This is a genomic window from Gammaproteobacteria bacterium, from assembly GCA_015709695.1.
In the GTDB taxonomy this organism is placed as follows: Bacteria; Pseudomonadota; Gammaproteobacteria; order Steroidobacterales.
In genome coordinates this window covers 118428-143541 of sequence record CP054183.1, presented here as the reverse complement: position 1 = coordinate 143541, position 25114 = coordinate 118428, and the positions used below count along the sequence as shown (strand labels likewise).

The window sequence follows — 25114 nt, the reverse complement described above, 5'->3', positions numbered from 1 at the left end:
GCGCCGCCGGCCGGCCGGGTCAGTGGACAGCCATGCTCACTGCCCCGGCCTCGCCGATGCGCTGCGGCCGCTCGATGTAGTACCCCTGGATGAAGTCCACGCCCATCTCGCGCAGGGCGTCGAAGTCGGCCTGTGTCTCCACCTGCTCGGCGACCACCTTGAAGCCGATGGTGCGCGCCAGCCGGGTGATCGCCGCCACCACCTGGCCGTTGACGGTATCGCCGCGCAATTCGCGCGTGTAGGCACCGTCGATCTTCAGGTAGTCGATGTCCAGCCCGCGCAGGCTGGCCAGCGCGCCGACGCCGCTGCCGAAGTCGTCGAGGCCGAACTGGCAGCCCATGCCGTGCAGCACGCTGGCGAAGCGCGCGGCCCGCTCCGGATCGGCCATGAGCGCGGTTTCCGTCACCTCGAAGCACAGCTGTGACGGCGGCACCTGGCTGTGGTCCAGGCACTCGACCACGAACTCGAGGAAATCATCCTCGCCCAGGCTCTGCCCCGACAGGTTGATGGAACAGCTGCGGTTCTCGGGCACGCGGATCGTCCCCTGGCCCATCGCTGCCAGCGTGGTGCGCACCACCCAGCGGTCGAGGCTGCCCATGAGGTGGTAGCGCTCGGCAGCCTGCAGGAACTCGCGCGGCTGCACCAGCTTGCCCGTCTCGTCGGTGAGGCGCAGGAACACCTCCATGGCCGGCCCCTGCGCCGGCTTGCCGGCCACTGACAGGACCGGCTGCACATGCAGTTCCAGGCGATTCTCCTTGAGGGCCGCCTGCAGCTGCCGCAGCCAGTAGATCTCGCCCCGCTGCCGCGCGGATACCTCGTCACGGGCGGAATAGACGTGCACCTGGCCGCGACCCTCCTGCTTGGCGACATAGCAGGCGGAATCCGCCGCGCCGAGGATGTCCTCGATGGAGGCGCTGTCGCGGCCGATCTCCACCAGGCCGATGCTGACGCCGATCTGGAAGACCTTGTCCTGCCAGGTGAAGCGGTAGTCGCGCACCGCGGTGCAGACGTCGTCGGCGATCTGGCGGGCCTTCTCCAGCGGGCAGCCGAGCAGCAGCACGCCGAATTCGTCACCACCCAGCCGCGCCACGGCGTCGGATTCGCGCACCTTGTCGCGGATCAGCGCGGCGATGGCCCGCAGCAGGGCGTCGCCGGCGACATGGCCGCAGCTGTCGTTGACCGGCTTGAAGCGGTCGAGGTCGAGATAGCAGAGCACGTGGGTCACATCCTGCTCGCGCACCGACTGCAGCGCCTCCTCCAGGCGCCGCTCGAACTCGCGGCGGTTCATCAGGCCGGTCAATGCGTCATGCGTGGCCTGGTAGCTCATGCGCTTGGTGAGGCCGCGCATCTCGGACACGTCGTGCATGATCACCACCGCGCCGGCGATGACCTCCCCGGGCCCCTTGATGGGCGAGGCGGTCAGCTCGATGGACAGCTCCTTGCCGCCGGCGGTCGAGAGCATCATGGCGCGCCGGCCCATGTTCACGCGGCGGCGGTCGCTGAGGCAGCGCTGGATGGGGTCGCCGAGATCGCGCCGGTCGGCCTCGTCGACCAGCTTGACGATGTCCGGCATGCGCCGGCCGATGGCGAGCTCGCGGGCGATGCCGGTGAGCTTCTCCGCCGCCGTGTTCATGTAGTCGATGAGGCCGCTGGCATCCGCGGTGATGACGCCCTCGCCGATGGACTCCAGGGTGACCTGCGCCTGCTGCTTGCCGCGCCCCAGGCTGGTCTCGAGGTTCTTCCGGTAGCTGATGTCGCGGGCAATGGTGAGGATGGCGCGCTGGCCGCGGTAGTCGATGACGCCACCGCTGACTTCGGCCCACATCCCGGCCTCCTCGCCATTGATCAGCTGCACCTCCATGTTCTCCGGGAGGATCTCCCCGGCCAGGCGCCGGGTGACGGCGCTGCGGGTCATCGCACGGTAGGCCGGGCGCACCAGATCGGTCACCGGGCGGCCCACCAGCTGTTCGGGCGTGACGCCGAGCAATCCCGCCGCGACGCGATTGGCGAAGATGATGCGCTCGCGGTGCACGACCACGGCCTCGGGCATGGTATTGGCGAGGTCCGCGAACAGCACCTCGCGCTCCCTCACCTGCCGGTCGCGCGTCTGCAGCGCGTCGAACAGGCGGTTGATGGTCTCGCCGAGGCCGGCGAGGCCGGGGATGTTGCGCGGGTAGTCCACCCGCTTGCCGAAGGATGCCGTCTCGGCGACATCCATGACGTCCTTCTGCAGGGCCGCGAGGTGGCTGGCCTGGCGGCGCAGCGCCAGCCAGAGCACGCCGGCGATGCCGGCGAGGCCGACGCAGCCGAGTGCCAGCGAGCCGACCAGCCAGAAATCGGTCATTGCAGCCACCACTGCCGCCTGTCGCCGTGTTCCGGCCTTGTCATGGGGTTCGTGACGCCGAACATCCTGTCCGGCCTTGGTTTTCCGACAGCATAGCCCATGGCCGCCGGCGGGCACCGGCGGTTTTCACCATAATCGATGGTGGCCTACGCCTTGTCTGCAACGACCAAACTCCTTACCCTTGCGGCCTCCCGGCGACCCAGCGCGACTCCCGGCGCCATCGACGATGAATGACGCAGCCCGCCAGCAGATGATCAGCCAGCAGGTCCGTGCCGGATCGGTGCTCGATGCGCAGGTCCTGCAGGTCATGAGCGAGGTGCCGCGCGAACGCTTCGTGCCCGCCGCCTACCGCCGCGTGGCCTTTGCCGATACGGCCATACCGCTGCCGGGCGGCCAGGAGATGCTCACGCCACAGGTCGCCGGCCGCATCCTGCAGGCACTGGCCATCACCCCGGCGGACCGCATCCTCGAGATCGGCACCGGCAGTGGCTTCCTCAGCGCCTGCCTGGCCCGCCTCGGGGCGCAGGTAACCAGCCTGGAAATCCGCCACGAGCTGGCCGATGCGGCGCGCCGGGCCCTGCACGGCGCAGGTGCCACCAACTGCGAAGTCCTGACGCAGGATGCCTTTGCCTGGCAACCACCGGGCCCGTTCGACTGCATCGCCGTCACCGGCTCGCTGCCCCTTCCCGATACACGCTTCCAGGAGTGGCTGGCGCCGGGCGGGCGCATGTTCGTCGTCGTCGGCGAGCCGCCGGCCATGGAAGCCTGGCTGCTGAAGCGCGAGGAACACGGCACCGTGCTCGGCGAATCGCTCTTCGAGACCAGCCTGCCGCCGCTGGACCACGCGCCGCGCCCCGACCGTTTCGCCTTCTGACCTCCCGGGTGCCGCCGGGCAGGCCGGAGACTTGCGGCGGATCGGTTGCCCGCCCGCCGTTACAAAACGTTACAGTATGGGACTCGGAGCCCGGCGGGGATTCCTTTAGTCTGTGTCGCTCGCAGGGCGCATCCCGCCAGGCCCGGCACGCGGAATGGTGAACATGGCATCCAGAATCAGCGGTCTCGGGCTTTGCGCCCTCCTCCTCATCGCACCCTTCGCCCGGGGCGACACCCTCTGGGAGGTCTACCAGCTCGCCCGCCAGAACGACCCGCAGCTGAGGGAGGCCGAAGCCACCCGGATGGCCACCCGCGAGGGCAAGCCCCAGGCGCTGGGCGCCCTGCTGCCGCAGATCTCGGCCACGGGCGACTTCGGGCAGACCCAGACCAACGGCGACCGCAGCGGCGTGTCCTTCGGCTCGATCTTCGGCACCACGATCTCCAACACCCGCACGGACCAGACCGACTGGGGCCTGCAGCTGCGCCAGACCGTGTTCCGCTGGGACCAGTGGGTGCGCTACCGCCAGGCCGACAAGCAGTCGCTGCAGGCCGACATGGACTACCGGGTGGCCGAGCTCGCCCTGTACACCCGGGTGGCCGATGCCTACTTCAACGTGCTGGCCGCGGAAGACACCCTGGCGGCCAATGTCGCCGCCCGCGAAGCCATTGGCCGCCAGCTGGAGCAGGCCCAGAAGCGCTTCGAGGTCGGGTTGATCGCCATCACCGACGTGCAGGAAGCGCAGGCGGGATACGACCAGGCGGTGGCCGCCGAGATCGTCGCCAAGCGCCAGCTTGCCAACAGCAAGGAAGCGCTGCGCGAGATCGTCGGTGATTCTCCCGGCGTACTCGCCAAGCCGAAGGACGACCTGCCGCTGATCCCGCCCGATCCGGCCGACGAGAACCAGTGGGTCGAGGTTGCCCTGCAGCAGAACCTGGGCCTGCAGTCGGCACAGCTCGGCGCCGACATCGCGCGCGACAACATCAGCATCGCCCGCTCCGGGCACCTGCCGACGGTGGATCTGGTGATGAGTCGCAGCGACAGCAGCCAGGACGGCAAGACCAACGGCAGCTTCACCAGCAACAACAACACCAGCCTGAGCATTGGCTCGACATCCTTCGACCAGACCTCCGACCTCATCAGCCTGCAGGCCACCCTGCCGATCTTCAGCGGCGGCGCCACCAGCTCGAAGGTGCAGCAGGCGGTGTATCAGCACCGCGCCTCCAAGGAACGGCTGGAGCGCACGGCACGCGAGACCGAGCGCTCGACGCGCGATGCCTACCAGGCGGTGATCACCGACATCTCCGGAGTAAAGGCGCTGCAGCAGGCATTGAAATCAGCCCAGACGGCGCTGCAGGCCACGGAAGCCGGCTTCGAGGTCGGCACCCGCACGACCGTCGATGTCCTCGATGCGCGCCGCCTGCTCTACCAGGCCGAGACGAATTACGCCCGCAGCCGCTACGACTACATCGTCGACGTCCTGAAGCTGAAGCAGGCAGCGGGTACGCTCGGCGACGAAGACGTGCAGCGGGCCAACGCCTGGCTGTCGTCGGCACCCGCGCCGGCGGAGGCGACCCCGGCGCCCGCCGCGGCCCCTGCCCAGCAGCAATAGCGCCCTTCAGCCGTCGGCCGGCGGTACCGCCAGCGGCTCCACCAGGGCCAGCAGGCGGTTGACCGCGCCCCGGTTGCTGGCCAGGGCATCCAGGCCCGCCTGCCCGCGCCGGCTGCGCTCGGCCGGGTCCGCCAGCAATGCGAGGACCTCCCTGGCAATCCCGCCGGCATCCCGTGCCACCGTCGTCGCACCGCGTTCCATCAGCAGGTCGGCGATGTCCGGCGCGTTGAAGTTGTAGGGCCCGGTGATGGAAGGCAGGCCCAGCGCTGCCGGCTCCAGCAGGTTGTGGCCGCCGACCTGCACCAGGCTGCCGCCGACGAAGGCCACGTCCGAGGCGGCATAGAGCAGGGTCAGCTCGCCCATGCTGTCGCCGAGGAAGACCTGGGTCTCCGGGGCGCAGGTCAGCCCGCTGCTGCGCGTAACGGTCGCCAGCCCCGCGCGCTCCAGCAACGCCGCGACCGCAACGAAGCGCTCCGGGTGGCGCGGCACCAGGATCAGCAGCGCGGACGGATCCTGGCGCAGCACTTCACGATGTGCCTCGATCAGCACCTGCTCCTCGTCCTGGTGCGTGCTGGCGCCGATCCACACCGCCCGGCCCGGCGCATGCAGTGCGCGGAATTCGCGACCGCGCCCGGCCACGGCCGGGCCCAGTTCGAAATCGAACTTGATGTTGCCGGTCACGTGGGTGCGGTCGCGGTTGGCGCCCAGCGCACGGAAGCGCTCGGCGTCTGCCACGCTCTGCGCGCCGATGACGATGCCATGGGCCAGGGTGTCGCGGATCAGGCCGAACAGGATGCGGTAGCGGCGCAGCGACTTCACCGAGACCCGCGCGCTGGCCAGCACCAGCGGCACCGAGCGCCGGCCGCACTCGGAGTAGAGGTTCGGCCAGATCTCGGTTTCCAGCACCACCGCCAGCTCGGGCCGCGCCCAGTCGAAGAAGCGGCGTACCGACCCGGGGGCATCGTAGGGAACGTAGCAGTGGGTGACCGTGCTGCCGAACAGGTCGCGGGCCCGCTGCGAGCCGGTGGGCGTCATGGTCGTGACGACGATGGGCGTGGCCGGGAAGCGCTGCCGCAGCGTCCGCAGCAGCGGTGCGGCCGCCGTGACCTCGCCCACGGACACCGCATGGATCCAGATGCTCGGCGCAGGGAGCCGCTCGAAGCCGAAGCCGAAACGCTCGCCGATGCGCCGCCGGTAGCCGGGCTGGCTCAGGCTGCGCCACAACAGGTGCCCGACGAACACCGGCGCCAGCAGCCAGGACAGCAGGATGTAGGCCAGGCGCACGGTGCGGGGTTCAGCGCCGCTTGCGGATGGCTTCCAGGATGCGCGTCGTCGAGCGGCCCTCCCGGAACGGCAACACCTCGACCCGCCCGCCATGGGCGATGACCGCCGGCCCGCCGGCGATGTCCTCAGGCCGGTAGTCGCCACCCTTGACCAGGACGTCGGGCAACACCTCGCCGATGAGGGCGGCCGGTGTGTCCTCGCTGAACGGCACCACCCAGTCCACAGCGGCCAGGGCCGCCAGCACCGCCATGCGGTCCGCCAGCGGATTGACGGGCCGTTCCGGGCCCTTGAGGCGGCGCACGGACTCATCGTCGTTGACCGCGACCAGCAGCCGATCGCCGCGGGCCTTGGCCTCCTCGAGGTAACCCACATGGCCGGCATGCAGGATGTCGAAGACGCCGTTGGTCATCACCAGGCGCTCGCCCCGGGCACGGGCTTCGCCGATGGTGCGGGCGATGTCCTCGCGAGCGACGATGCCGCGGCCACCCAGCCCGTGCTCGTGCAGTTCCTGGCGCAGTTCCATCGGCGTCGCCGAGGCAACGCCGATCTTGCGCACGACGATGCCGGCGGCGACGTTGGCGAGCGCCGCCGCGTCCGTCAGCGTCATGCCGGCGCCGAGGCCGGCCGCCAGCGCGGCGATCACGGTATCGCCGGCGCCCGTGACATCGAACACCTCGCGGGCGCGGGCCGGCATGAACACGGCCTCGGCCGCGCCGGTGACCACCATCATGCCGCGCTCGCCCAGGGTGACCACCAGCGCCTCCAGCCCCAGATCGTCACGCATGCGCCGCGCGCGCGCCGCCAGGTTCGCATCCGAGCTGGCCGTCCCGGCCACAGCCTCGAACTCCGCCAGGTTGGGGGTCAGCAGCGTGGCGCCACGGTAGCGCGCGAAATCGGTGCCCTTCGGGTCCACCAGCACCGGCAGCCGTGCCGCTCGCGCCACGTCAACCAGCGCGGTCATCTCGAGCAGGCTGCCCTTGCCGTAATCGGAAAGGATGCACACGGAGGCCGCGGCGGCTCCCCTGCGCACGCGCTCCAGCAGCAGGCGGGACTCCTCCGGGCCGAAAGCGTCTTCCGTATCGAGGCGGATCAGCTGCTGATTGCGGCTCAGCACGCGCAGCTTGGTGATGGTGGGACGGGCGCCCGACTCGACGAAGTCCAGAGCGATGCCACGTTCACCGAGTGCCTGGCGCAACAGGCCGCCGCCCGCATCCTGGCCGACGACGCCCGCGAGCGTGGTGCGCACGCCGAGGCTGGCGAGGTTGACGGCGACGTTGGCCGCGCCGCCGGGCCGCGCCTGGGATTGCGTGACCTTGACCACCGGCACGGGGGCTTCGGGGGAGATCCTCGAGGTGGGCCCGAACCAGTACTGGTCGAGCATGACGTCGCCGGCGACCAGTGCCCGGACGGTGGAGAAGTCGGGGATGGCGAGGCTCATGGTGTGCGGGTCGGAGCGGGCATGGGCCTAGTCTACAGGGGCCGTGGGATCGTGGCGCCCTTGCGGCGGGGCCCTCCGAAGTCGCTCCTCGTTATTCGCTTTGTTCGGAGGACCCTGCCTCCGGGCGATCCGCGACGGCGTGAAGCACGGCCATGAAGGCGCTGAAGCGGGGCCGGGCGGTTCAGCAATGGCGATGACCGCTTCCGGGCCGCACGGCGGCTTTCACCCGCACTTCGAGTCGCCGCAGGCGAGGCAGGTGAGGCAGCCGTCCATCATCACCACGGCGGTGGTGTTGCAGACCTTGCAGAGCTGGGCGCCGTCGGGATGGTGCCCCTTGGAAAAGGCATCCTGCTGGCGATTGCGCTCCTCGTACTCCTTGCGCTTCATCTCCACCAGGCGCTTCTGCTGCTCGTCGAGCGAGTCCGCGGGCAACAGGCCGATCGACCTGAGGTGCCGCTCGACGATATGGCCCAGCTCGGCAATGATCGACGGCATGAACTTGCCACCAGGCTGCCAGTAGCCACCGCGCGGGTCGAAAACCGCCTTGAGCTCGTCCACCATGAACGTCACGTCGCCGCCCTTGCGGAACACCGCGGACATGAGCCGGGTGAGCGCGACGATCCACTGGTAGTGGTCGAGGTTTTTCGAGTTGATGAAGATCTCGAACGGCCGGCGCTGCTCGTACTCCGTGCCCTGGTTGAGGATGATGTCGTTGATGGTCACGTACATGGCGTGGTCGGAGACCGGCGTCTTCACCTTGTAGGTGGAGCCGAGCAGCATCTCCGGGCGCTCCAGCTTCTCGTGCATGCGCACGACCTTGCCGTCGGCGCTGACCTCGCGGACGGCCGGCTTCGCGGCCTTCGCCTCCGCGGCCCTGGCATCGGCACCCTCCACCCGGTAACCGACGATCTTCTTGTCGATGCTGATCTTCGACATGATTTGCTCTCCGTTGCGCTGTGCGGCAGTTGCTCAGAACTTGCCGTAGTAGCCCTCCTTGAGGGCATCGAACAGGTTGGCGGCGGTGTGCACCTCGCCGTCGTACTCCACTTCCTGGTCACCCCGCAGGGTAACCTCGCTGCCGTCGTCCAGCACGAAGGTGTACTGGGTGTTCTGCAGGTCCTTCTCCTTGACCAGCACGCCCTGGAACGCCTCGGGATTGAAGCGGAAGGTGGTGCAGCCCTTCAGGCCCTTCTCGTAGGCATACAGATAGATGTCCTTGAACTTCTCGTAGGGAAAGTCCGTGGGCACGTTGGCCGTCTTGGAAATGGAGGAATCCACCCACTTCTGCGCCGCGGCCTGGATGTCCACATGCTCCACCGGGGTGACCTCCTCGGCGGCGACGAAATAGTCGGGCAGCCGCTCGTCGGTCCTGGTCGAACCCGGCATGGCGTCGGGATTGACGAGCTGGCGGTAGGCCAGCAGCTCGAAAGAGAACACGTCCACCTTCTCCTTGGTCTTGCGCCCCTCGCGGATGACATTGCGGAAATAGTGGTGGGCGAAGCTCGGCTCGATGCCGTTGCTGGCATTGTTGGCCAGCGACAGGGAAATGGTGCCGGTGGGCGCGATCGAGCTGTGGTGGGTAAAGCGCGCCCCGGTCTCCTCCAGCTCCCGCACCAGCTCGGGCGCCACCTGGGCGAGACGCTGCATGTAGCGGCTGTAGCGTGCATGGAGGATGCGGCCCGGTATGCGGTCGCCGACCTTCCAGCCATCGGCGGCCATCTCCGGGCGCTTGCGCAGCATCTCGCGGCTGACGGTGAACTCCTCCAGCATGATCGGCGCCGGCCCCTTCTCGCGGGCGAGTTCCAGCGCGGTCTCCCAGCCCGCGAGCGCCATCTCGCGCGAAACATCCTCGGTGAACTGCACGGACTGCGGCGAGCCGTAGCGCAGGCGAAGCATGGCCATGGCCGAGCCCAGGCCGAGGAAGCCCATGCCGTGGCGGCGCTTGCGATGGATCTCCTCGCGCTGCTGCGGAAGCGGCAGACCATTGATCTCCACGACGTTGTCCAGCATGCGGGTGAACACGCAGACGACGCGACGGAACTCGTCCCAGTCGAAACGGGCCGTCTCGGTGAAGGGATCGAGCACGAACTTGGTGAGGTTGACCGAGCCCAGCAGGCAGGAGCCGTAGGGCGGCAGGGGTTGCTCGCCGCAGGGGTTGGTGGCGCGGATGGTCTCTTCGAACCAGTTGTTGTTCATCTCGTTGACGCGGTCGACGAGCACGAATCCTGGTTCGGCGAAATCGTAGGTCGAGGCCATGATCAGGTCCCAGACACGCTGCGCCGGCAGGCGCTTGTAGACGCGGCAGGCCACCTCGCCCCGGTCATTGGTGACATAGCCCTCGGTGATCGGCCAGTCACGCCAGACGACCTGCTCCGGGTCGTTGAGGTCCAGGTCCTCCTGGCCGAGCTGCCGGGCGTCCAGCGGGAACACCAGCGGCCAGGGCTGGTTGGCCTTGACGGCACGGATGAAATCATCGGTAACCAGCAGCGAGAGGTTGAACTGCCGCAGCCGCCCGTTCTCGCGCTTGGCGCGGACGAAATCGAGGACATCGGGATGACCGACGTCGAAGGTACCCATCTGGGCGCCGCGCCGCCCGCCGGCCGAGGACACCGTGAAGCACATCTTGTCGTAGATATCCATGAAGGACATCGGGCCCGAGGTGTAGGCCCCGGCGCCGCTGACATAGGCCCCGCGCGGGCGCAGCGTGGAGAACTCGTAACCGATGCCACAGCCCGCCTTGAGCGTCAGGCCCGCCTCGTGGACCTTCTCCAGGATGGTGTGCATGGAGTCGCCGATGCTGCCGGACACCGTGCAGTTGATGGTGGACGTGGCCGGCTTGTGCTCGCGGGCACCGGCGTTGGAAACGATGCGCCCGGCCGGGATGGCTCCCCGACGCAGGGCCCAGAGGAAGGCCTCGAACCAGCGCTCCCGCCCGGCCTCGGGCTCCACCCCGGCCAGCGCCAGGGCGATGCGCTTGTAGGTATCGTCCATGGTTTCGTCGATGACCTCGTCGGTCTTCGACTTGAGCCGGTACTTCTTGTCCCAGATGTCGACCGAGGCCTCCTGGAAGGAGATGCCCGGTGCCTTGGCACGATCGATTTGGACAGCCGTTTTCATTGCGACTTCTTACCCCCGAGAGCACAAGCGGCACGCGCCGCACCATCCCCGCCAGCATCCACCCCCGGCCGGTCCCGCCACCGCCTTTCAGCGACTTTCCGGCTGCCAGCGCAGGGCGCCGGCCACGGAAGGGATCACTGAAGCGGCGGCACAAGATGTTGTGCCGGCCGAAAGCTAGGGTATGTCCGGTCCACAAGCCTGTCAAGGATTCGAGCTCATCGTACAGGCCATCTTTTCTTCTTTAAATACAGCTACTTGAACAATCGGTCTCAAGTTGATCAAAAAATCATCAGCAGGGTGCGCCTAACTGCCTGCGGCGACTGGAAAACACAATATCTTGTGGTTCCTGTACCCAGGACATCCCCCCACTTTCCACAGGTTTTTCACCGTCTGGCACCCCCCGGCGACCGCACCACAAAGGCAGCGCCCGTGCCACGCCCGCCCTCGTTGCCCGCCCGGCGAAAGCGCTTATGATGCGCGGGCTCTCCGACAGACAGCCGCACGCATTTCCGAAGGAACCACGATGACCATGAAGTGGATGAAGGCGATAGTCCTGGCCAGCGGCCTCGCCCTGCCCCAGCTCCTCCCGGCGGCGATGCCGGCGGTGGTCGGTGACCAGTCCATGCCGACCCTGGCGCCACTGGTCAAGCAGGTATCCCCCGCCGTGGTCAGCATCGCCACCCGCGGCACGGTCAACGCGCCGCCGAACCCGCTGATGGACGACCCCTTCTTCCGCCGCTTCTTCGGCGTGCCGCCCCAGCAGCAGGAACGCAAGCGCGAGGTTCGCAGCGCCGGCTCGGGAGTCATCGTCGATGCCCGCAACGGCTACGTCCTCACCAATCACCACGTCATCGAGAATGCCAACGAGATCGAGGTGGTGCTCGAGGACAACCGCAGCCTGAAGGCAACCGTAGTCGGCTCCGACGACGGCACCGACATCGCCGTGCTGAAACTTGCCGAACCCGGCCAGCTGACGCAGATTCCGCTCGGCAATTCCGACCAGGTGCAGGTCGGCGACTTCGTGGTGGCCATCGGCAACCCCTTCGGGCTGCAGCACACCGTCACCTCGGGCATCGTCAGCGCGCTCGGCCGCAGCGGCATCAGCCCCGACGGCTACGAGGATTTCATCCAGACCGACGCCTCCATCAATCCCGGAAACTCCGGCGGCGCCCTCATCAACCTGCGCGGCGAGCTGGTGGGCATCAATTCGGCGATCTTCTCCAACAGCGGCGGCAACATCGGCATCGGCTTCGCCATCCCGGTGAACATCGCCAAATCGATCATGGCGCAGATCCTCCAGTACGGGAAAGTCCGCCGCGGCCTGCTGGGCGTCAGCATCAGCGACTTCAGCGTCGATACCGCCAAGGCTTATGGCGTCGATGCCCACGAGGGAGCGCTGGTGCAGGAAGTGACGCAGGGCTCCGCCGCCGAGAAGGCCGGCGTGCAGGTGGGCGACGTCATCGTCGCGGTGGATGGCGAGCCCATTCGCAGTGCCTCGAACCTGCGCGCGACCATCGGCGTGAAGCGCAGTGGCGAAAAGGTACGGCTCGACCTGCTGCGCGACGGCAAGAAGCGCAGCGTGACCGCGCAGCTCGACGAACGCGAGGCCGCCGAGAAGGTCGGCGCCGCGGATATCCACTCCGGCCTGGAGGGCGCCGAGCTCGCCAACTACGGCGGCGAAGGCGGCGGCTTCAACGGCCCGGCGGTGCAGGTCGTCTCGGTGGAACCGGGTAGCCCGGCCGCCGAACGCGGCCTGCGTCCCAATGACCTCATCGTCGCCGTGAACCGCGTGCGGGTGCGCACGGTGAAGGAGCTGCAGGCCGCAGCCAGCCAGCAGTCACTCCTCATCCTGTCGATCCGCCGCGGCTCGCGGGACCTGCTGCTGCAGGTCCGCTGAGGCCCGTCGCACAGGCCGGATCGGGCCCGCGCAGGCTGGGTCGCCGGATCTCCTGCAGCACCTCGGCGCGGTCGCCTGCCGGCAGCTCGCCGAGCCGGGCCACGCGCCGGTAGAACGTCGGCAGGTCACCGGCCTCGCTCTCGAGGATGACCCGCAGGGTGCCGACATGGCGATCGTAGGCCGCCATGGCACCGAGCCGTGCGTTGTTGAGGGTTCCGGTGAACCAGCCGTCGAAATACGGCGGTGCGCCCCAGCCGGCGCGAAGCGTGGCATAGCGCTGGCGCAATTGCCCGATGACAGCCGCCTTGGCGGCGCGCCGTGATCCATCGTCAGCTCCCGAAGCATAGGCGGCGCGCAGGCCTGCCCGCGCCTCGTCGAGCAGGTGATGGACCTGGCGCTCGCGATCCAGGCCAACGAGGAACCGGCACAGGCCTGCCGCATCGCCCCGCGCGCTGAACCAGCGCACCATGCCCTCCTGCGCCACCAGCGTGGCAAAGCTCTCGTTGAAGGCGGTGTCACCTGCGACGTAGAACTGCTGGTGCGCCAGCTCGTGGAACAGCAGCTCCACCAGCGAATCGTCCGGCAGGGCCAGCACGCTGCTGAGGAGCGGATCGCGGAAGAAGCCGAGCGTCGAGTAGGCGCTGGCGCCGCCGACGAACACATCCTCGCCGCGTGCGGCCAGCCCGGCGGCAAATGCCCGGGCACGCGCCTCGTCGAAGTAGCCGCGATAGGCCGTGCAGCCGGCCACGGGGAAGCACCAGGTCTGCAGCCTGAGATCGAACTCGGGCGCGGCGAACACGTTCCAGACGGGGAACTCGCGGCCAAGGTCCACGTATTGCGTGTAGCTGCCGTTGTCAGGCAGCGCCAGGGCCTGGTGCGCGAAGGCCAGCGCCTCGCCGGCCAGGGCGAGCCGGGCACGCAGCCAGTCGGGCGTGGCAGCATCCGCTGTCACGTCTGCCACGGGCCGTCGCGCCTCCAGGATGGCGACCTGCCCGGCGGCCGCCTGCACCAGGTACAGCGGATGGCAGGCGGCCTGCAGCGCGGCGGCGCCGGCGATGAGCACACGTCCTGGCCAGCCGTGACGGTCCATGGAGCGGCAAAGATACCGCTAGAATGCGCCCATGCAGACATACCTCGTGGGTGGTGCGGTCCGCGACCGGCTGCTCGGGCTGCCCGTGCGCGAACGCGACTGGGTGGTGGTGGGCGCGACGCCAGCCGAACTCGAGGCCCAGGGTTTCCGCCGCGTTGGCGCAAGTTTCCCCGTGTTCCTGCATGCCGTGACGGGCGAGGAGTACGCGCTGGCGCGCACCGAACGCAAGACAGGGCCCGGCTACCGCGGCTTCGCCATCGACGCCGACCCGGGCGTGACGCTGGAGGAAGACCTGCGGCGGCGCGACCTCACCATCAATGCCATGGCCGAGGATCCGGCCGGCGGCATCATCGATCCCTACGGAGGCCAGGCGGACCTCGCCGCCCGGCAGCTGCGCCATGTCTCCGACGCCTTCCGCGAGGATCCGGTGCGCATCCTTCGTGTGGCGCGCTTCGCCGCGCGGTTCGCGCCCCTCGGCTTCCGCGTCGCGCCCGGGACGCTGCAGCTCATGCGGGAAATGGTGGCGGCCGGAGAGGCGGCCGCGCTGGTACCCGAGCGCGTCTGGCAGGAAACCGAGCGCGCCCTTTCCAGTGCACGGCCCGACGTGTTCATCGCCACCCTGAAGGATTGCGGCGCGCTGGCCGTGATCTTCCCCGAAGTGGCGGCACTCTGGGGGGTGCCGCAGGTCGCAGACTGGCATCCGGAAGTGGACACCGGGACCCACCTGCTGCTGGCACTCGAGCAGGCTGCACGCCTCTCGCCGCGGGCCGAAGTGCGCTTCGCGGTGCTGGTACACGACCTCGGCAAGGGCACCACGCCTCCCGCGGAATGGCCGCGGCACATCGGACACGAGGAGCGCGGCGTGGCGCTGGTCGAGGCACTCTGCCGGCGCCTGGGCGCGCCCAACCGCTTCCGCGAACTCGGCTGCGCGATGGCACGCTGGCACGGGCTCTGCCATCGCGCGCTGGAACTGCGGCCGCCGACGATTCTCCGGCTGCTCGAGGGCGTCGACGCCTGGCGCCGCGCCGGGCGTTTCGAGGATTTCCTGCTGGCCTGCGAGGCCGATGCGCGTGGCCGCAGCGGCCGCGCCGATACCCCCTATCCGCAGGCGGCACTGCTGCGACGCTGCCTGCAGGCTGCGCAGGCCGTGGATGCCGCGTCACTGGTCTCCGCCGGCCTCGCTGCGGAAGCGCTGCGCGAGGCCCTGCGGGAGGCCCGGACGCGGGCCATCGCCGCATGCCTGCAGGATTGAACCATCCCCGGGCCAGGGTCCTGCTCAGAGGCTGTGGCGCAGATCGCGGAAACCGAAGCCGCGCATGGGCACCGTGCCGCGCGTCAGCGCCATCACCTTGAAGCGCTCGCCCATCTCGCCGGGGAGCAGCAGGGTCTTGGCCTGCTGCGCGAGCCGCAGCGGCACCGCATCACCGTCGCCGGCCAATTCGAGGTCGAGCCCGGCATCGAGCAGGAAATGGGCCTGCGTGGCGTAGCCGGCCACCTCCAGCCCGCTCGCCTGCGCCGCCTCCGCCACGGCCGTGAAATCCACCCAGGCAGTGATGTCCTGCAGGCCCGGGAGATGAAACGGATCATCGTGAAAACGATGGCGGTAGTGGCAGCCCAGCGTTCCCTGTGACCGCTGCGGGTGGTAGTACTCGCTGCGTGCCATGCCGTAGTCGCAGAGAAGCAGCGCGCCCGCGCCCAAGGCTGCTGCCAGCGCCGCGATCCAGCCCGGAAGCCGCTGGCTGATCTCGCTGGTGTAACCCTCCGCGAAAGCACCGGTCCCACCGGGCAGCAGGCGCGATACGGCGGCAGCCAGCGCGGGCCTGGCCGGGCGCGCGGCCCAGCCGAAGCCGCCAGGCGTCGCGCACACCCCGAGGGCCTGCGCCGCGCCATCGCAGATGGTGAAGCGGCTGACCGGCAGCGCGTCCGCCACCTCGTTGGCGATGACGACGCCATCGAGCGGCGCATCGGGCAGCGCATCCAGCCACTCCACGGCCGGCCAGGCCTGCCCGGCGGCCGGCGACAGCAGGGCCCGCTGGCGTTCACGCAGGTCGGCGCTCACCTCGAGGATGAGGTAGCGTTCCGGCGCCGCCCCCAGGCGCAGCAGCGCCGGAATCAGCTGTGCCGCCAGTGCACCACTGCCGGCGCCGAGTTCCAGCACGCTGGCACCTGCCTGCGCGCGAAGCACCGGCGCGATCGCGCGCGCCAGGCAGCGTGCGAACAATGGCGAAATCTCCGGTGCGGTGACGAAGTCGCCGGAGGGTCCGAGCTTGGCGGTGCCGGCGCTGTAGTAGCCGAGGCCCGGCGCATAGAGCGCCAGGTCCATGTAGTCGGCGAAGTCCATCCAGCCACCGCCCGCGGCAATCCGCGCAGCGACCAGGCGCGCCAGGCGCGCGCTGTGCTCGCGGGCCTCTGCTGACGGCTCGGGCAGTTCGAATCGCATGCGCATGCTGGTGTAATCTTAATGTGCGCAACCGCCGCGCGGCGCCACCCATCACGGAGCAGAGGAGCCCGGTCATCGCAACCCTCGACGGCAAATGGGCGCTGGTCACCGGCGCTGCACGACGCGTTGGCGCCAGCATCGCCCGGGCGCTGCATGGTGCCGGCGCCGGCGTGGCCATCCATTACCGCGGCTCGGCCGCCGCGGCAGAGGCACTCGTGGCCGAACTCGACGGGCGACGCCCGGGTTCGGCCTTCGCGATCCAGGCCGACCTGCTCGACTGCGCTGCGCTCAAGGCCCTGGTGGCCTCCACCGTCGCCCGCACCGGGCGCCTGGACGTGCTGGTCAACAACGCCTCGAGCTTCTACCCGACGCCACTCGCCAGCGTCACCGAGGCCCAGTGGGAGGACCTCATCGGCACCAACCTGCGCGCACCGCTGTTCCTGTCGCAGGCGGCACTGGCGCCACTGCGCGCCAGCGGCGGCGTGATCATCAACCTGATCGACATCCACGCCACCCGGCCACTGCGCGACCACCCGGTCTACGGCGCCGCCAAGGCGGCCCTCGCCATGCTGACCCGCTCGCTGGCGCGTGACCTGGCGCCGGACATCCGCGTCAACGGCGTGGCACCCGGCGCCGTGCTCTGGCCCGATGACGGCCTGGCCGAGTCCACGCGCGAGAGCATCCTGCGGCAGATCCCGCTGCGCCGGGCCGGCGCGCCGGAAGACATTGCCGGCTGTGTCCTGTACCTGGTGCGCGACGCCGGCTACGTGACCGGCCAGGTCATCGCCGTCGACGGCGGACGCAGCGTCGGCTGGTGAACGAGCGCAGCATCCGCGGCCGGCGCCGGTTCAGGCGAGCAGCAGCGGCACGCGGTGTATCGGATGGCTGGCCTGGTCGAAGGATTCCCAGAGCTGCGCCATGGTCTGCCCCGTGACCGGGTGGCGCAGCTGCGGCGCGATCTCCGCCAGCGGACCCAGCACGAAGCTGTACTCGGTGATGTCGCGGCGCGGGATCTGCGGCGATTCGCACACCCGGTCACCGTAGAGCAGCAGGTCGAGGTCCAGCGTCCGCGGCGCGAAACGGGCGGCGCCGCGGATGCGCCCGGCCGCCCTGTGCAGCCGTTCGAGCTCCGCCACGATCGCCCCGGGTGATTCCCGGGTGGCGAAGCCCGCCACCAGGTTGAGGAAATCCTCGCCCGCGAACCCGGCGGAGCGGCTGCGGTACACCGAGGACAGCAGCAGCGGCCCGAAGCGCTCGCGCAACAGCGCGACAGCCATGCGCAGGTGCTGTTCCGGCTCGATGTTGCTGCCGGCGCTGATATAGGCCATGAGCGGCGCCGGCGCATCCCCGGCACCCTGCGCTGTCACCGCCGGCCCCGCTCGATGCTGATGCCCACGTCGCTGGACCCCCGGATGGCAAAGGGCTTGTGCACCGCCACCTTCACCCATGGCACGGCGAACTCTGCCATGACGATCCCGGCGATGCGCTCGGCCAGGGTCTCGACCAGCTGGAAGCTGGACTGCTCGACGAATGCCCGCACGCGGTGGCTCACCGCCTTGTAGTCCAGGGTGGCCTCGATGTCATCGCGGGCCGCGGCCTGGCGGATGTCCGCGGCCATCTCCAGATCGATGCTGACGACCTGCGGCAGGCGCCGCTCCCATTCCCAGATGCCGACGATGGTCCGGACGCGGAGATCCTTGAGGAAGATGCTGTCGCTCATGTGCGTCCCGCCAGAGTGGAATCCAGGGTGGCAGCCGGGTCAGGGTTGCCGGAGATCCTCGAGGTCCCATCGCGCCCGCGCCTCAACCCGGCCGCCCGGCCCGGCGGCGCCGGGCAGGCGCAGGCTGCCGGTCAGGGCCACCATGGCGCCATTGTCGGTGCAGAACTCGTTGCGCGGATAGTAGACATGCGCTCCGCGTGCCGTCAGGTCATCGCGCAGCCGCTGGCGCAGCCGGCGGTTGGCGCCCACGCCCCCGGCCACCACCAATCGCTCCAGACCCGTGGCTTCCAGCGCGCGCGCACACTTGGCGACCAGCGTATCGACCACGGCCTCCTGGAACGAGTTGGCCAGATCCACCCGGTCGGACTCTTCCAGCTGCCCGTCCCGGGAGAGCTCCCGGGCCTTGAGCAGCACCGCGGTCTTCAGGCCGCTGAAGCTGAAATCGAGCCCGGCACGGTTGAGCATCGGCCGGGGGAAGGCATGGCGATCAGGCCGGCCCTCCCCGGCCAGCCGTGCCAGCTGCGGGCCGCCCGGATAGGGCAGGCCGAGCATTTTCGCCGTCTTGTCGAAGGCCTCTCCAGCCGCATCGTCCAGGGTCTGGCCGAGGATGCGATAGCGGCCCAGCCCGGCCACCTCGACCAGCATGGTGTGGCCGCCGGATACCAGCAGGGCGACGAAGGGAAAAGCCGGCCGGTCCGCTTCCAGCAGCGGTGCCAGCAGGTGGGCCTCCATGTGGTGCACCGGGACGGCCGGCACGCCCCAGGCCGCCGCCAGGCCCACGGCCACCGTCGCGCCGACCAGCAGCGCACCGATCAGCCCGGGCCCGGCCGTATAGGCGACCCCGGCCAGCTCGGGCCCCGTCATCCCGGCGGCCTTCAGGCAACCGTCGACCATGGGCAGGAGCTTGCGGATGTGGTCCCGCGAGGCCAGCTCCGGGACCACGCCGCCATAGGGCGCATGGGTGGCGATCTGGCTGTGGATCAGGTGCGCCAGCAGGCCGCGGGCCGGGTCGTAGAGGGCAACGGCGGTCTCGTCGCAGCTGGTCTCGATACCCAGGGTGGTGTTGGTCCGGTTCATCCGGGAGCTTTGCAATCGGGCCGCGAATGGCTATATTGTGCGGCCTCAACCGGCCGCGCGCCGGTTTTTTCGCCTGAGATCACGGCCGAGGGTCACGAACTTGCCGAGCGTACGCGTCCGAGACAACGAGCATTTTGATGCCGCCCTGCGGCGCTTCAAGCGCGCCTGCGAGAAGGCCGGGGTGCTGACCGAACTGCGTCGCCGCGAGTTCTACGAAAAGCCCACGCAGGAGCGCAAGCGCAAGCGTGCGGCCGCCATCAAGCGCCAGCTCAAGCGCAGTTCCCGCGAGAGCAATCGCCGGCGTCGTCTCTACTGACCGCCTCGGGCCCAGGACCGGCCATGTCCCTCAAGGCCCGGATCAACGATGACATGAAGGCCGCCATGCGTGGCGGCGAGAAGCTGCGGCTGGGCACCATCCGCATGCTCATGGCCGCCATCAAGCAGCGCGAGGTCGACGACCGGCGCGAAATGGCCGATACCGACGTCCTGCAGATCGTCGAGAAGCTCATCAAGCAGCGCCGCGAGGCGGCCACGCAGTTCGCCAGCGCCGGACGCGGCGACCTCGAGGCCAGGGAGACCGAGGAAGCGGGCATCCTCTCGGCCTATCTGCCGGCACAGCTGGATGAGGCCGGGATCAGGGCGCTGATCGAGGACGCCCTGGCCAGCACCGGCGCCGCCGGCGTCAGGGACATGGGCAAGGTGATGAATGCCCTGCGCCCGAAGCTGCAGGGCCGCGCGGACATGAGCCAGGTGAGCAACCTCGTCAAGGCCAGGCTCGCCGGCTGACACACCCCTGGCAGGCAACCGCGGCTGCGACCGTGGACCCCTGCCCAGCCCTGGCCGTATCCTTCAGGCGCCTCCCCGGAGCCCGCGATTCCAGCAACCATGGCAGGGCGCATCCCACAGCACTTCATCGACGAGCTGATGCAACGGGCCGATATCGTCGAGATCATCGGCTCGCGCATCCAGCTGAAGAAAGCGGGCCGGGACTTCAAGGCCTGCTGCCCGTTCCATGGCGAGAAGACGCCCTCCTTCACCGTCAGTCCGGCCAAGGGCTTCTATCATTGCTTCGGCTGCGGCGCCCACGGCACCGCGCTCGGCTTCCTCATGGAATACGACCGCCTGGAGTTCGTGCCTGCCGTGGAGGAGCTGGCAGCCCGGCTCGGCCTGGAGGTGCCACGGGAAGACGGCGGCCAGCAGCCGGCGCCACTGGCGCCCCTGTATGCAGTGCTGGACCGCGCCGCCGGGTTCTTCGAGCAGGCCCTGCGTGCGCACCCGGGTGCGATCGACTACCTGCGCGGACGCGGCCTCGATGGCGAGACGGCAAAGGGTTTCCGCATCGGCTATGCGCCACCCGGCTGGGATGGCCTGCTGACGCAGTTCGACGGCGGCGAAGAGACGCACCAGCACCTGCTGGCCGCCGGCCTGATCGTCGCCCGCGAGGGCGCGAGCGGGTATTACGACCGCTTCCGCGACCGGATCATGTTCCCGATCCGCGACAGCCGGGGTCGCGTGATCGGCTTCGGCGGCCGCGTGCTCGGCAGCGGCGAGCCGAAGTACCTGAACTCGCCGGAAACCCCGGTATTCCACAAGGGACAGGAACTCTACGGGCTGTACGAGGCACGCCAGGCCGAGCGCAGGCTCGCGCGCCTGCTGGTGGTCGAGGGGTACATGGATGCCGTGTCGCTGGCCCGCCACGGGATTCGCGATGTGGTCGCCACGCTCGGCACGGCCACCACGGGTGAGCATCTGCGCCGGCTGTTCCGCGTGGTGCCGGAGGTCGTCTTCTGCTTCGATGGCGACCGCGCCGGCCGCGCCGCCGCCTGGCGCGCGCTGCAGGCCACGTTGCCGGAGCTGCGCGATGGCCGCCAGGCGCGCTTCCTGTTCCTGCCCGAGGGCGAGGATCCCGACTCGCTGGTGGGCAAGGAAGGCGCCGCGGCCTTTGGTGCCCGGCTCGGCCAGGCAACGCCGCTGTCGGAGTACCTGCTGGAGGAACTGCGCCGGCAGGCCGGCACCGATTCGCTCGACGGGCGCGCGCGACTGGCGGAGCTCGCCCGGCCACTGGTCGGGCTGCTGCCAGCCGGCGTCTATCGCGAACTCCTGGCCGACCGCCTGGCCCAGGAAGTCGGCCTGCAACGCGAGCGTCTCGCCGCCGCCCTGGGCGAGGCACCGTTGCGGGAAACCCCGGCTCCGCCCCGGCGCCGTGCTGTGGCGAGGCAGGTGGGCGGACGGACCTCGGTGGTCGGCCAGGCCATCGCCCTGGTGCTGAGCTATCCGCAGGTTGCCGCCACCCTGGATTCCCCGCCCGGCCTGGCGGCTGCCCGGATCAAGGGAGCCGGCCTGCTCGCCGAATTGCTGCAGCTGACCCGCGCCCAGCCCGGACTCAACCCGGGTGCCCTCCTGGAACGCTTCCGGGACCGGGCGGAAGGCCCGCACCTGGCGGCCCTGCTGGCAGCGCCGAACCCGGTGGGGGAAGCCGGCGCCCGGGCCGAGCTCGCCGACAGCCTGCAGCGGATCCTCGCGCTCGAGCGCGAGGAGCGGCTGGCCAGCCTGGCGTCCAAGGCCGCCGCGGCCGGCCTGACGGCCGAGGAAAAGGAAGAATTTCGCCAGCTGCAGCGCAGCCAGGCCAGCGGCACCCGGTAAAGACCCCGGGTGGCCTGCCGATAATCCAGCCACGGGTTCCAGGGGCGGGCCGGTTTCCGGGCACAAGCCTCTGTGGCTGGCCGCAATTCGCCCCCATATAATGCGCGGCTTCCCCGCGCGAGCCGAGGTACAACGGTGGACGAACTGACCGAGAACACCACGACTGCAGAACAGCAGTCCCAGCTCAAGCTCCTGATTGCCCGCGGCAAGGAGCAGGGTTACCTCACTTATGCCGAGGTAAACGATCACCTGCCCAACGATATCGTCGATCCAGAGCAGATCGAGGACATCGTCAACATGATCAACGACATGGGGATCACCGTCTACGAGAAGGTCCCCGATGCCGACGCCATCCTGCTCTCCGACGTGCCGGTCACCAGTGACGAGGAGGCTGCCGAGGAAGCCGCCGCGGCGCTGGCCACCGTCGACAGCGAATTCGGCCGCACGACGGACCCGGTGCGCATGTACATGCGCGAGATGGGCACCGTCGAGCTGCTGACGCGCGAGGGCGAGATCCGCATCGCCAAGCGCATCGAGGAAGGGCTCGACCAGGTCAAGCATTCCGTGGCGTTCTTCCCGCCCTCCGCCGACGTCATCGCCATGGCCTACGAGCCGGTCAAGACCGGCGAGGCGCGGCTGCAGGATGTGCTCACCGGCTTCGTCGATCCGAACCAGCCCGAGGAAGTCCTCCCGGCCAGCGCTCGCGAGACCGCGGTCGAGGACGACGACGAAGCAGCGGACGACGAAAGTGGCAGCGAGGAGGAACAGGGGCCGGATCCGGTGGAAGCGGAGAAGCGGCTGAAGTCCATCTTCCGGCACCAGAAGAAGGTGCTGGCGGCCATCGAGGCCAACGGCGCCTCCCACAAGACCTCCATGAAGGCCCGCGAGAAGCTCGCCGGCGAGATCATGGACCTGAAGCTCGCGCCCAAGCTCTTCGACACGCTGTGCGCCAACCTGCGCGACACTGTCGAGGGAATCCGCAGCCAGGAGCGGCGCATCATGCAGCTGGCGGTGCGCGAAGCAGGCATGCCGCGCAAGGACTTCCTCAGCACCTTCCCGCAGAATGAAACGGCCACCAACTGGGTGGACAAGCACATCCGCGCGAAGCGCAAGCACTCCTCCGCGCTCGCCAGGCTCAAGGACGAGATCCTGCGCAGCCAGAAGAAGCTGCAGGCGATCGAGGTCGAGTGCCACCTGACCATCGCCGAGGTCAAGGAGATCAACCGGCAGATGTCCATCGGCGAGGCCAAGGCCCGCCGCGCCAAGAAGGAGATGGTGGAGGCCAACCTGCGGCTGGTGATCTCCATCGCCAAGAAGTACACCAACCGCGGCCTGCAGTTCCTCGACCTCATCCAGGAAGGCAATATCGGCCTGATGAAGGCGGTCGACAAGTTCGAATACCGCCGCGGCTACAAGTTCTCGACCTATGCGACCTGGTGGATCCGCCAGGCCATCACCCGCTCCATCGCCGACCAGGCACGCACCATCCGCATCCCGGTGCACATGATCGAGACCATCAACAAGCTCAACCGCATCTCGCGGCAGATGCTCCAGGAGATGGGCCGCGAGCCGACGCCGGAGGAACTGGCGGTACGCATGGAGATGCCCGAGGACAAGGTGCGCAAGGTGCTGAAGATCGCCAAGGAGCCGATCTCGATGGAGACTCCCATCGGCGACGACGAGGATTCGCACCTGGGGGATTTCATAGAGGACACGACGATTTCCTCGCCGCTGGACTCGGCAACCTCCGAGGGCCTGAAGGAAGCCACGCACAACGTGCTCGCCGGCCTCACCCCGCGCGAGGCCAAGGTGCTGCGCATGCGCTTCGGCATCGACATGAACACCGACCACACCCTGGAGGAGGTCGGCAAGCAGTTCGACGTCACCCGCGAGCGCATCCGGCAGATCGAGGCGAAGGCCCTGCGCAAGCTGCGCCATCCCTCGCGCAGCGATCAGCTGCGCAGCTTCCTGCTGGAAGACTGAGCGCAGAGCCCGCGGCGCAGGCCGCTCAGGCGGCCGCCGGGTCGGGGAACAGTTCGCTCAGCAGCGCCGTCTGGCCGCTGGCCTGGACGATGCGGCAGTGCTGCCGCCGCAGCAGGCGCGGCTCGGCAGCGCCACAGGAGTGGGCGATTACCGAGACTTCCTTCTCCATGCCGAGCGCGTAGCGCGCCACGCGCTCGGCCTTGTCCGCCACCACCAGGCCCCGCTGCAGGTTCCGGTCGTGGGTGGTGATCCCCGTCGGGCAGGTATTCTTGTTGCACTTCATGGCCTGGATGCAGCCGAGCGCGAACATGAAGCCGCGGGCGGAGTTGACGAAATCGGCGCCGGTGCACAACGCCCAGGCGACGCCGACCGGGTTGATCATCTTGCCGCTGGCCACCACCTTGATGCGTTCGCGCAGCCCATGCTCGCGCAGCAGGTCCACCACCCGCGGCAGGCTCTCGCGCACCGGCAGCCCGACGTTGTCCAGCAGGGTCATGGGGGCGGCGCCGGTGCCGCCATCTCCCGAATCGACGGTGATGAAGTCCGGTGCGCTCTCGAGTCCACGCTGGTGGATGACCTCGAAGAGCTCGCCCAGCCATTCGTAGCTGCCGAAGACGGTCTTGAACCCGGTCGGGCGCCCGCTCACGTCGCGCACGCGGTTGATGAAATCGAGCAGGCTGCCCGCATCGTGGATCTCCAGGTGGCGATTCGGGCTGATCGAGTCCTGGCCCCGGGGAATGCCGCGGATGCGCGCCACCTCGTCGGTCACCTTCGCGGCCGGCAGGATGCCGCCCTTGCCGGGCTTGGCGCCCTGGCTCAGCTTCACCTCGATCATCTTCACCTGCCCGTAGCTCGCCAGCTCGGCCAGGCGCAGGTCGCTCAGGCGCGCATCCGCCTCCCGCACGCCGTACTTGGCGGTGCCCATCTGGAAGACGACATCGGCGCCGCCCGCGAGGTGATAGGGCGCCAGCCCGCCCTCCCCCGTGTTCAGCCAGCAACCGGCCTTGTGCGCGCCCTGCGACAGGGCCAGCACCGCAGGCCGCGAAATGGCGCCATAACTCATGGCGGAGACATGGAAGAAGCGGCTGGTGGCATAGGGATGGCGGCTGCCGGGGCCGACGGTCACCGTCGAGGTGGGGCAGGTCTCCTCGTCCAGCAGCGGATAGGGGCAGTTGACGAAAATCGCCGTCCCGGCCGGCCGCAGGTCGCGGGTGGAGCCGAAAGGAACGGTGTTCTCCTCGCCCTTGGCGGCACGGTAGACCCAGGCGCGCTCGGCACGGTTGAACGGCATTTCCTCGCGGTCCATCGCGAAGAAGTACTGGCGGAAGAACTCGCCCACATTCTCGAAGAAGTAGCGGAAGCGGCCGATGACCGGGTAGTTGCGCCGGATCGCATGCCGGGTCTGCGTCTTGTCGATGACGTAGATGACGAGGATGGAGACGGCACCGATGCCGATGGCGGCCACGAACGCGTAGGCGAACAGGCCGAGGATCTCGCTCACGACGTTCATCGCAACTGCCTCCCGCCAGCGGGCCTCTGGTGCGCGCCCGGAGCATGCCCTCGCAGGCCCGGGCCTGCGCTGCGACTATTTACCACGT

Annotated in this window: 20 protein-coding genes; 9 read left to right on the top strand and 11 right to left on the bottom strand. The window is 69.1% G+C overall.

The features are described 5' to 3' along the window. Nucleotides 1-19: 19 nt before the first annotated feature. Nucleotides 20-2344 (bottom strand): EAL domain-containing protein, encoded by a 2325-nt coding sequence (locus HRU81_00745; GenBank protein ID QOJ30757.1) that lies wholly within the window; start codon nt 2342-2344, stop codon nt 20-22. Between the two features lie 226 nt (nt 2345-2570). On the opposite strand from HRU81_00745, the gene HRU81_00740 reads away from it, so the two are divergent. After that, complete coding sequence (locus HRU81_00740) at nt 2571-3218, top strand: protein-L-isoaspartate O-methyltransferase (GenBank protein ID QOJ30756.1); 648 nt, start codon at nt 2571-2573, stop codon at nt 3216-3218. Nucleotides 3219-3381: 163 nt separating this feature from the next. Continuing rightward, nucleotides 3382-4827: a TolC family outer membrane protein gene (locus tag HRU81_00735; protein ID QOJ30755.1), complete on the top strand. Its 1446-nt coding sequence runs from the start codon at nt 3382-3384 to the stop codon at nt 4825-4827. Nucleotides 4828-4833: 6 nt separating this feature from the next. Here the strand turns inward: HRU81_00735 and waaA are convergent, their stop codons facing one another. The 4 genes from waaA to HRU81_00715 all read right to left on the bottom strand — a co-directional run bounded on the left by waaA (nt 4834) and on the right by HRU81_00715 (nt 10666). After that, nucleotides 4834-6204 carry a lipid IV(A) 3-deoxy-D-manno-octulosonic acid transferase gene (gene waaA, locus HRU81_00730; protein QOJ30754.1) on the bottom strand — a complete coding sequence of 457 codons (1371 nt, stop codon included), beginning with the start codon at nt 6202-6204 and terminating at the stop codon, nt 4834-4836. Next, nucleotides 6122-7549, bottom strand: coding sequence for a bifunctional D-glycero-beta-D-manno-heptose-7-phosphate kinase/D-glycero-beta-D-manno-heptose 1-phosphate adenylyltransferase HldE (hldE, locus tag HRU81_00725; protein QOJ30753.1), 1428 nt, complete (start codon nt 7547-7549; stop codon nt 6122-6124). Before hldE ends, waaA begins: the two co-directional genes overlap by 83 nt. A gap of 222 nt (nt 7550-7771) precedes the next feature. After that, the gene (locus tag HRU81_00720) at nt 7772-8485 is read right to left on the bottom strand and encodes an NrdJb (GenBank protein ID QOJ30752.1); all 714 of its coding nucleotides are present in this window, start codon (nt 8483-8485) and stop codon (nt 7772-7774) included. Nucleotides 8486-8518: 33 nt separating this feature from the next. After that, nucleotides 8519-10666 carry an adenosylcobalamin-dependent ribonucleoside-diphosphate reductase gene (locus HRU81_00715; protein ID QOJ30751.1) on the bottom strand — a complete coding sequence of 716 codons (2148 nt, stop codon included), beginning with the start codon at nt 10664-10666 and terminating at the stop codon, nt 8519-8521. 538 nt (nt 10667-11204) lie between these two features. On the opposite strand from HRU81_00715, the gene HRU81_00710 reads away from it, so the two are divergent. Further along, nucleotides 11205-12563 carry a DegQ family serine endoprotease gene (locus HRU81_00710; GenBank protein QOJ33216.1) on the top strand — a complete coding sequence of 453 codons (1359 nt, stop codon included), beginning with the start codon at nt 11205-11207 and terminating at the stop codon, nt 12561-12563. Here the strand turns inward: HRU81_00710 and HRU81_00705 are convergent. Further along, entirely contained in the window at nt 12511-13653 is a 1143-nt protein-coding gene (locus HRU81_00705; GenBank protein QOJ30750.1) for an aminopeptidase, read from the bottom strand. The genes HRU81_00710 and HRU81_00705 overlap by 53 nt on opposite strands. 31 nt (nt 13654-13684) lie before the next feature. On the opposite strand from HRU81_00705, the gene HRU81_00700 reads away from it, so the two are divergent. Next, nucleotides 13685-14905, top strand: coding sequence for a multifunctional CCA addition/repair protein (locus HRU81_00700; GenBank protein ID QOJ30749.1), 1221 nt, complete (start codon nt 13685-13687; stop codon nt 14903-14905). Nucleotides 14906-14929: 24 nt separating this feature from the next. Here HRU81_00700 and HRU81_00695 read toward each other — a convergent pair whose 3' ends face one another. Next, a complete protein-coding gene (locus HRU81_00695; GenBank protein QOJ33215.1) occupies nt 14930-16093 on the bottom strand; it encodes an SAM-dependent methyltransferase in 1164 nt (387 codons plus the stop codon). A gap of 74 nt (nt 16094-16167) precedes the next feature. Here HRU81_00695 and HRU81_00690 point away from each other — a divergent pair, with 74 nt between their 5' ends. Then, nucleotides 16168-16911 (top strand): pteridine reductase, encoded by a 744-nt coding sequence (locus HRU81_00690; protein ID QOJ33214.1) that lies wholly within the window; start codon nt 16168-16170, stop codon nt 16909-16911. A 30-nt stretch (nt 16912-16941) separates the two neighbouring features. Here the strand turns inward: HRU81_00690 and folK are convergent, their stop codons facing one another. The 3 genes from folK to tsaD are packed head-to-tail and all read right to left on the bottom strand — an operon-like array spanning nt 16942 to nt 18890. Continuing rightward, nucleotides 16942-17421 (bottom strand): 2-amino-4-hydroxy-6-hydroxymethyldihydropteridine diphosphokinase, encoded by a 480-nt coding sequence (folK, locus tag HRU81_00685; protein QOJ30748.1) that lies wholly within the window; start codon nt 17419-17421, stop codon nt 16942-16944. Between the two features lie 35 nt (nt 17422-17456). Next, nucleotides 17457-17813, bottom strand: coding sequence for a dihydroneopterin aldolase (gene folB, locus HRU81_00680; GenBank protein QOJ30747.1), 357 nt, complete (start codon nt 17811-17813; stop codon nt 17457-17459). Nucleotides 17814-17852: 39 nt separating this feature from the next. Further along, complete coding sequence (gene tsaD / locus HRU81_00675) at nt 17853-18890, bottom strand: tRNA (adenosine(37)-N6)-threonylcarbamoyltransferase complex transferase subunit TsaD (protein QOJ30746.1); 1038 nt, start codon at nt 18888-18890, stop codon at nt 17853-17855. 100 nt (nt 18891-18990) lie between these two features. Here tsaD and rpsU point away from each other — a divergent pair, with 100 nt between their 5' ends. The 4 genes from rpsU to rpoD all read left to right on the top strand — a co-directional run bounded on the left by rpsU (nt 18991) and on the right by rpoD (nt 23516). Beyond that, nucleotides 18991-19206, top strand: a complete 216-nt coding sequence (rpsU, locus tag HRU81_00670) for a 30S ribosomal protein S21 (GenBank protein ID QOJ30745.1) — start codon at nt 18991-18993, stop codon at nt 19204-19206. 23 nt (nt 19207-19229) lie between these two features. After that, on the top strand, nt 19230-19676 hold the full coding sequence (locus HRU81_00665) for a GatB/YqeY domain-containing protein (GenBank protein QOJ30744.1): 447 nt from the start codon (nt 19230-19232) through the stop codon (nt 19674-19676). A 99-nt stretch (nt 19677-19775) separates the two neighbouring features. Next, nucleotides 19776-21533, top strand: coding sequence for a DNA primase (locus HRU81_00660; GenBank protein ID QOJ30743.1), 1758 nt, complete (start codon nt 19776-19778; stop codon nt 21531-21533). 144 nt (nt 21534-21677) lie between these two features. Further along, nucleotides 21678-23516 (top strand): RNA polymerase sigma factor RpoD, encoded by a 1839-nt coding sequence (gene rpoD / locus HRU81_00655; protein ID QOJ33213.1) that lies wholly within the window; start codon nt 21678-21680, stop codon nt 23514-23516. 25 nt (nt 23517-23541) lie between these two features. On the opposite strand, the gene HRU81_00650 is transcribed toward rpoD, so the two are convergent. Then, nucleotides 23542-25026, bottom strand: a complete 1485-nt coding sequence (locus HRU81_00650; GenBank protein QOJ30742.1) for an FMN-binding glutamate synthase family protein — start codon at nt 25024-25026, stop codon at nt 23542-23544. Nucleotides 25027-25114 lie beyond the last annotated feature (88 nt).

Coding starts and splice junctions, on each gene's coding strand:
- HRU81_00650 (QOJ30742.1), bottom strand. CDS start 25,026: ATGAACGTCGTGAGCGAGATCCTCGGCCTGTTCGCCTACGCGTTCGTG.
- HRU81_00695 (QOJ33215.1), bottom strand. CDS start 16,093: ATGCGATTCGAACTGCCCGAGCCGTCAGCAGAGGCCCGCGAGCACAGC.
- HRU81_00735 (QOJ30755.1), top strand. CDS start 3,382: ATGGCATCCAGAATCAGCGGTCTCGGGCTTTGCGCCCTCCTCCTCATC.
- HRU81_00740 (QOJ30756.1), top strand. CDS start 2,571: ATGAATGACGCAGCCCGCCAGCAGATGATCAGCCAGCAGGTCCGTGCC.
- HRU81_00720 (QOJ30752.1), bottom strand. CDS start 8,485: ATGTCGAAGATCAGCATCGACAAGAAGATCGTCGGTTACCGGGTGGAG.
- folB (QOJ30747.1), bottom strand. CDS start 17,813: ATGAGCGACAGCATCTTCCTCAAGGATCTCCGCGTCCGGACCATCGTC.
- hldE (QOJ30753.1), bottom strand. CDS start 7,549: ATGAGCCTCGCCATCCCCGACTTCTCCACCGTCCGGGCACTGGTCGCC.
- HRU81_00745 (QOJ30757.1), bottom strand. CDS start 2,344: ATGACCGATTTCTGGCTGGTCGGCTCGCTGGCACTCGGCTGCGTCGGC.
- HRU81_00665 (QOJ30744.1), top strand. CDS start 19,230: ATGTCCCTCAAGGCCCGGATCAACGATGACATGAAGGCCGCCATGCGT.
- folK (QOJ30748.1), bottom strand. CDS start 17,421: ATGGCCTATATCAGCGCCGGCAGCAACATCGAGCCGGAACAGCACCTG.
- HRU81_00705 (QOJ30750.1), bottom strand. CDS start 13,653: ATGGACCGTCACGGCTGGCCAGGACGTGTGCTCATCGCCGGCGCCGCC.
- HRU81_00660 (QOJ30743.1), top strand. CDS start 19,776: ATGGCAGGGCGCATCCCACAGCACTTCATCGACGAGCTGATGCAACGG.
- HRU81_00715 (QOJ30751.1), bottom strand. CDS start 10,666: ATGAAAACGGCTGTCCAAATCGATCGTGCCAAGGCACCGGGCATCTCC.
- HRU81_00700 (QOJ30749.1), top strand. CDS start 13,685: ATGCAGACATACCTCGTGGGTGGTGCGGTCCGCGACCGGCTGCTCGGG.
- waaA (QOJ30754.1), bottom strand. CDS start 6,204: ATGGCGGGCGGGTCGAGGTGTTGCCGTTCCGGGAGGGCCGCTCGACGA.
- HRU81_00710 (QOJ33216.1), top strand. CDS start 11,205: ATGAAGGCGATAGTCCTGGCCAGCGGCCTCGCCCTGCCCCAGCTCCTC.
- tsaD (QOJ30746.1), bottom strand. CDS start 18,890: ATGAACCGGACCAACACCACCCTGGGTATCGAGACCAGCTGCGACGAG.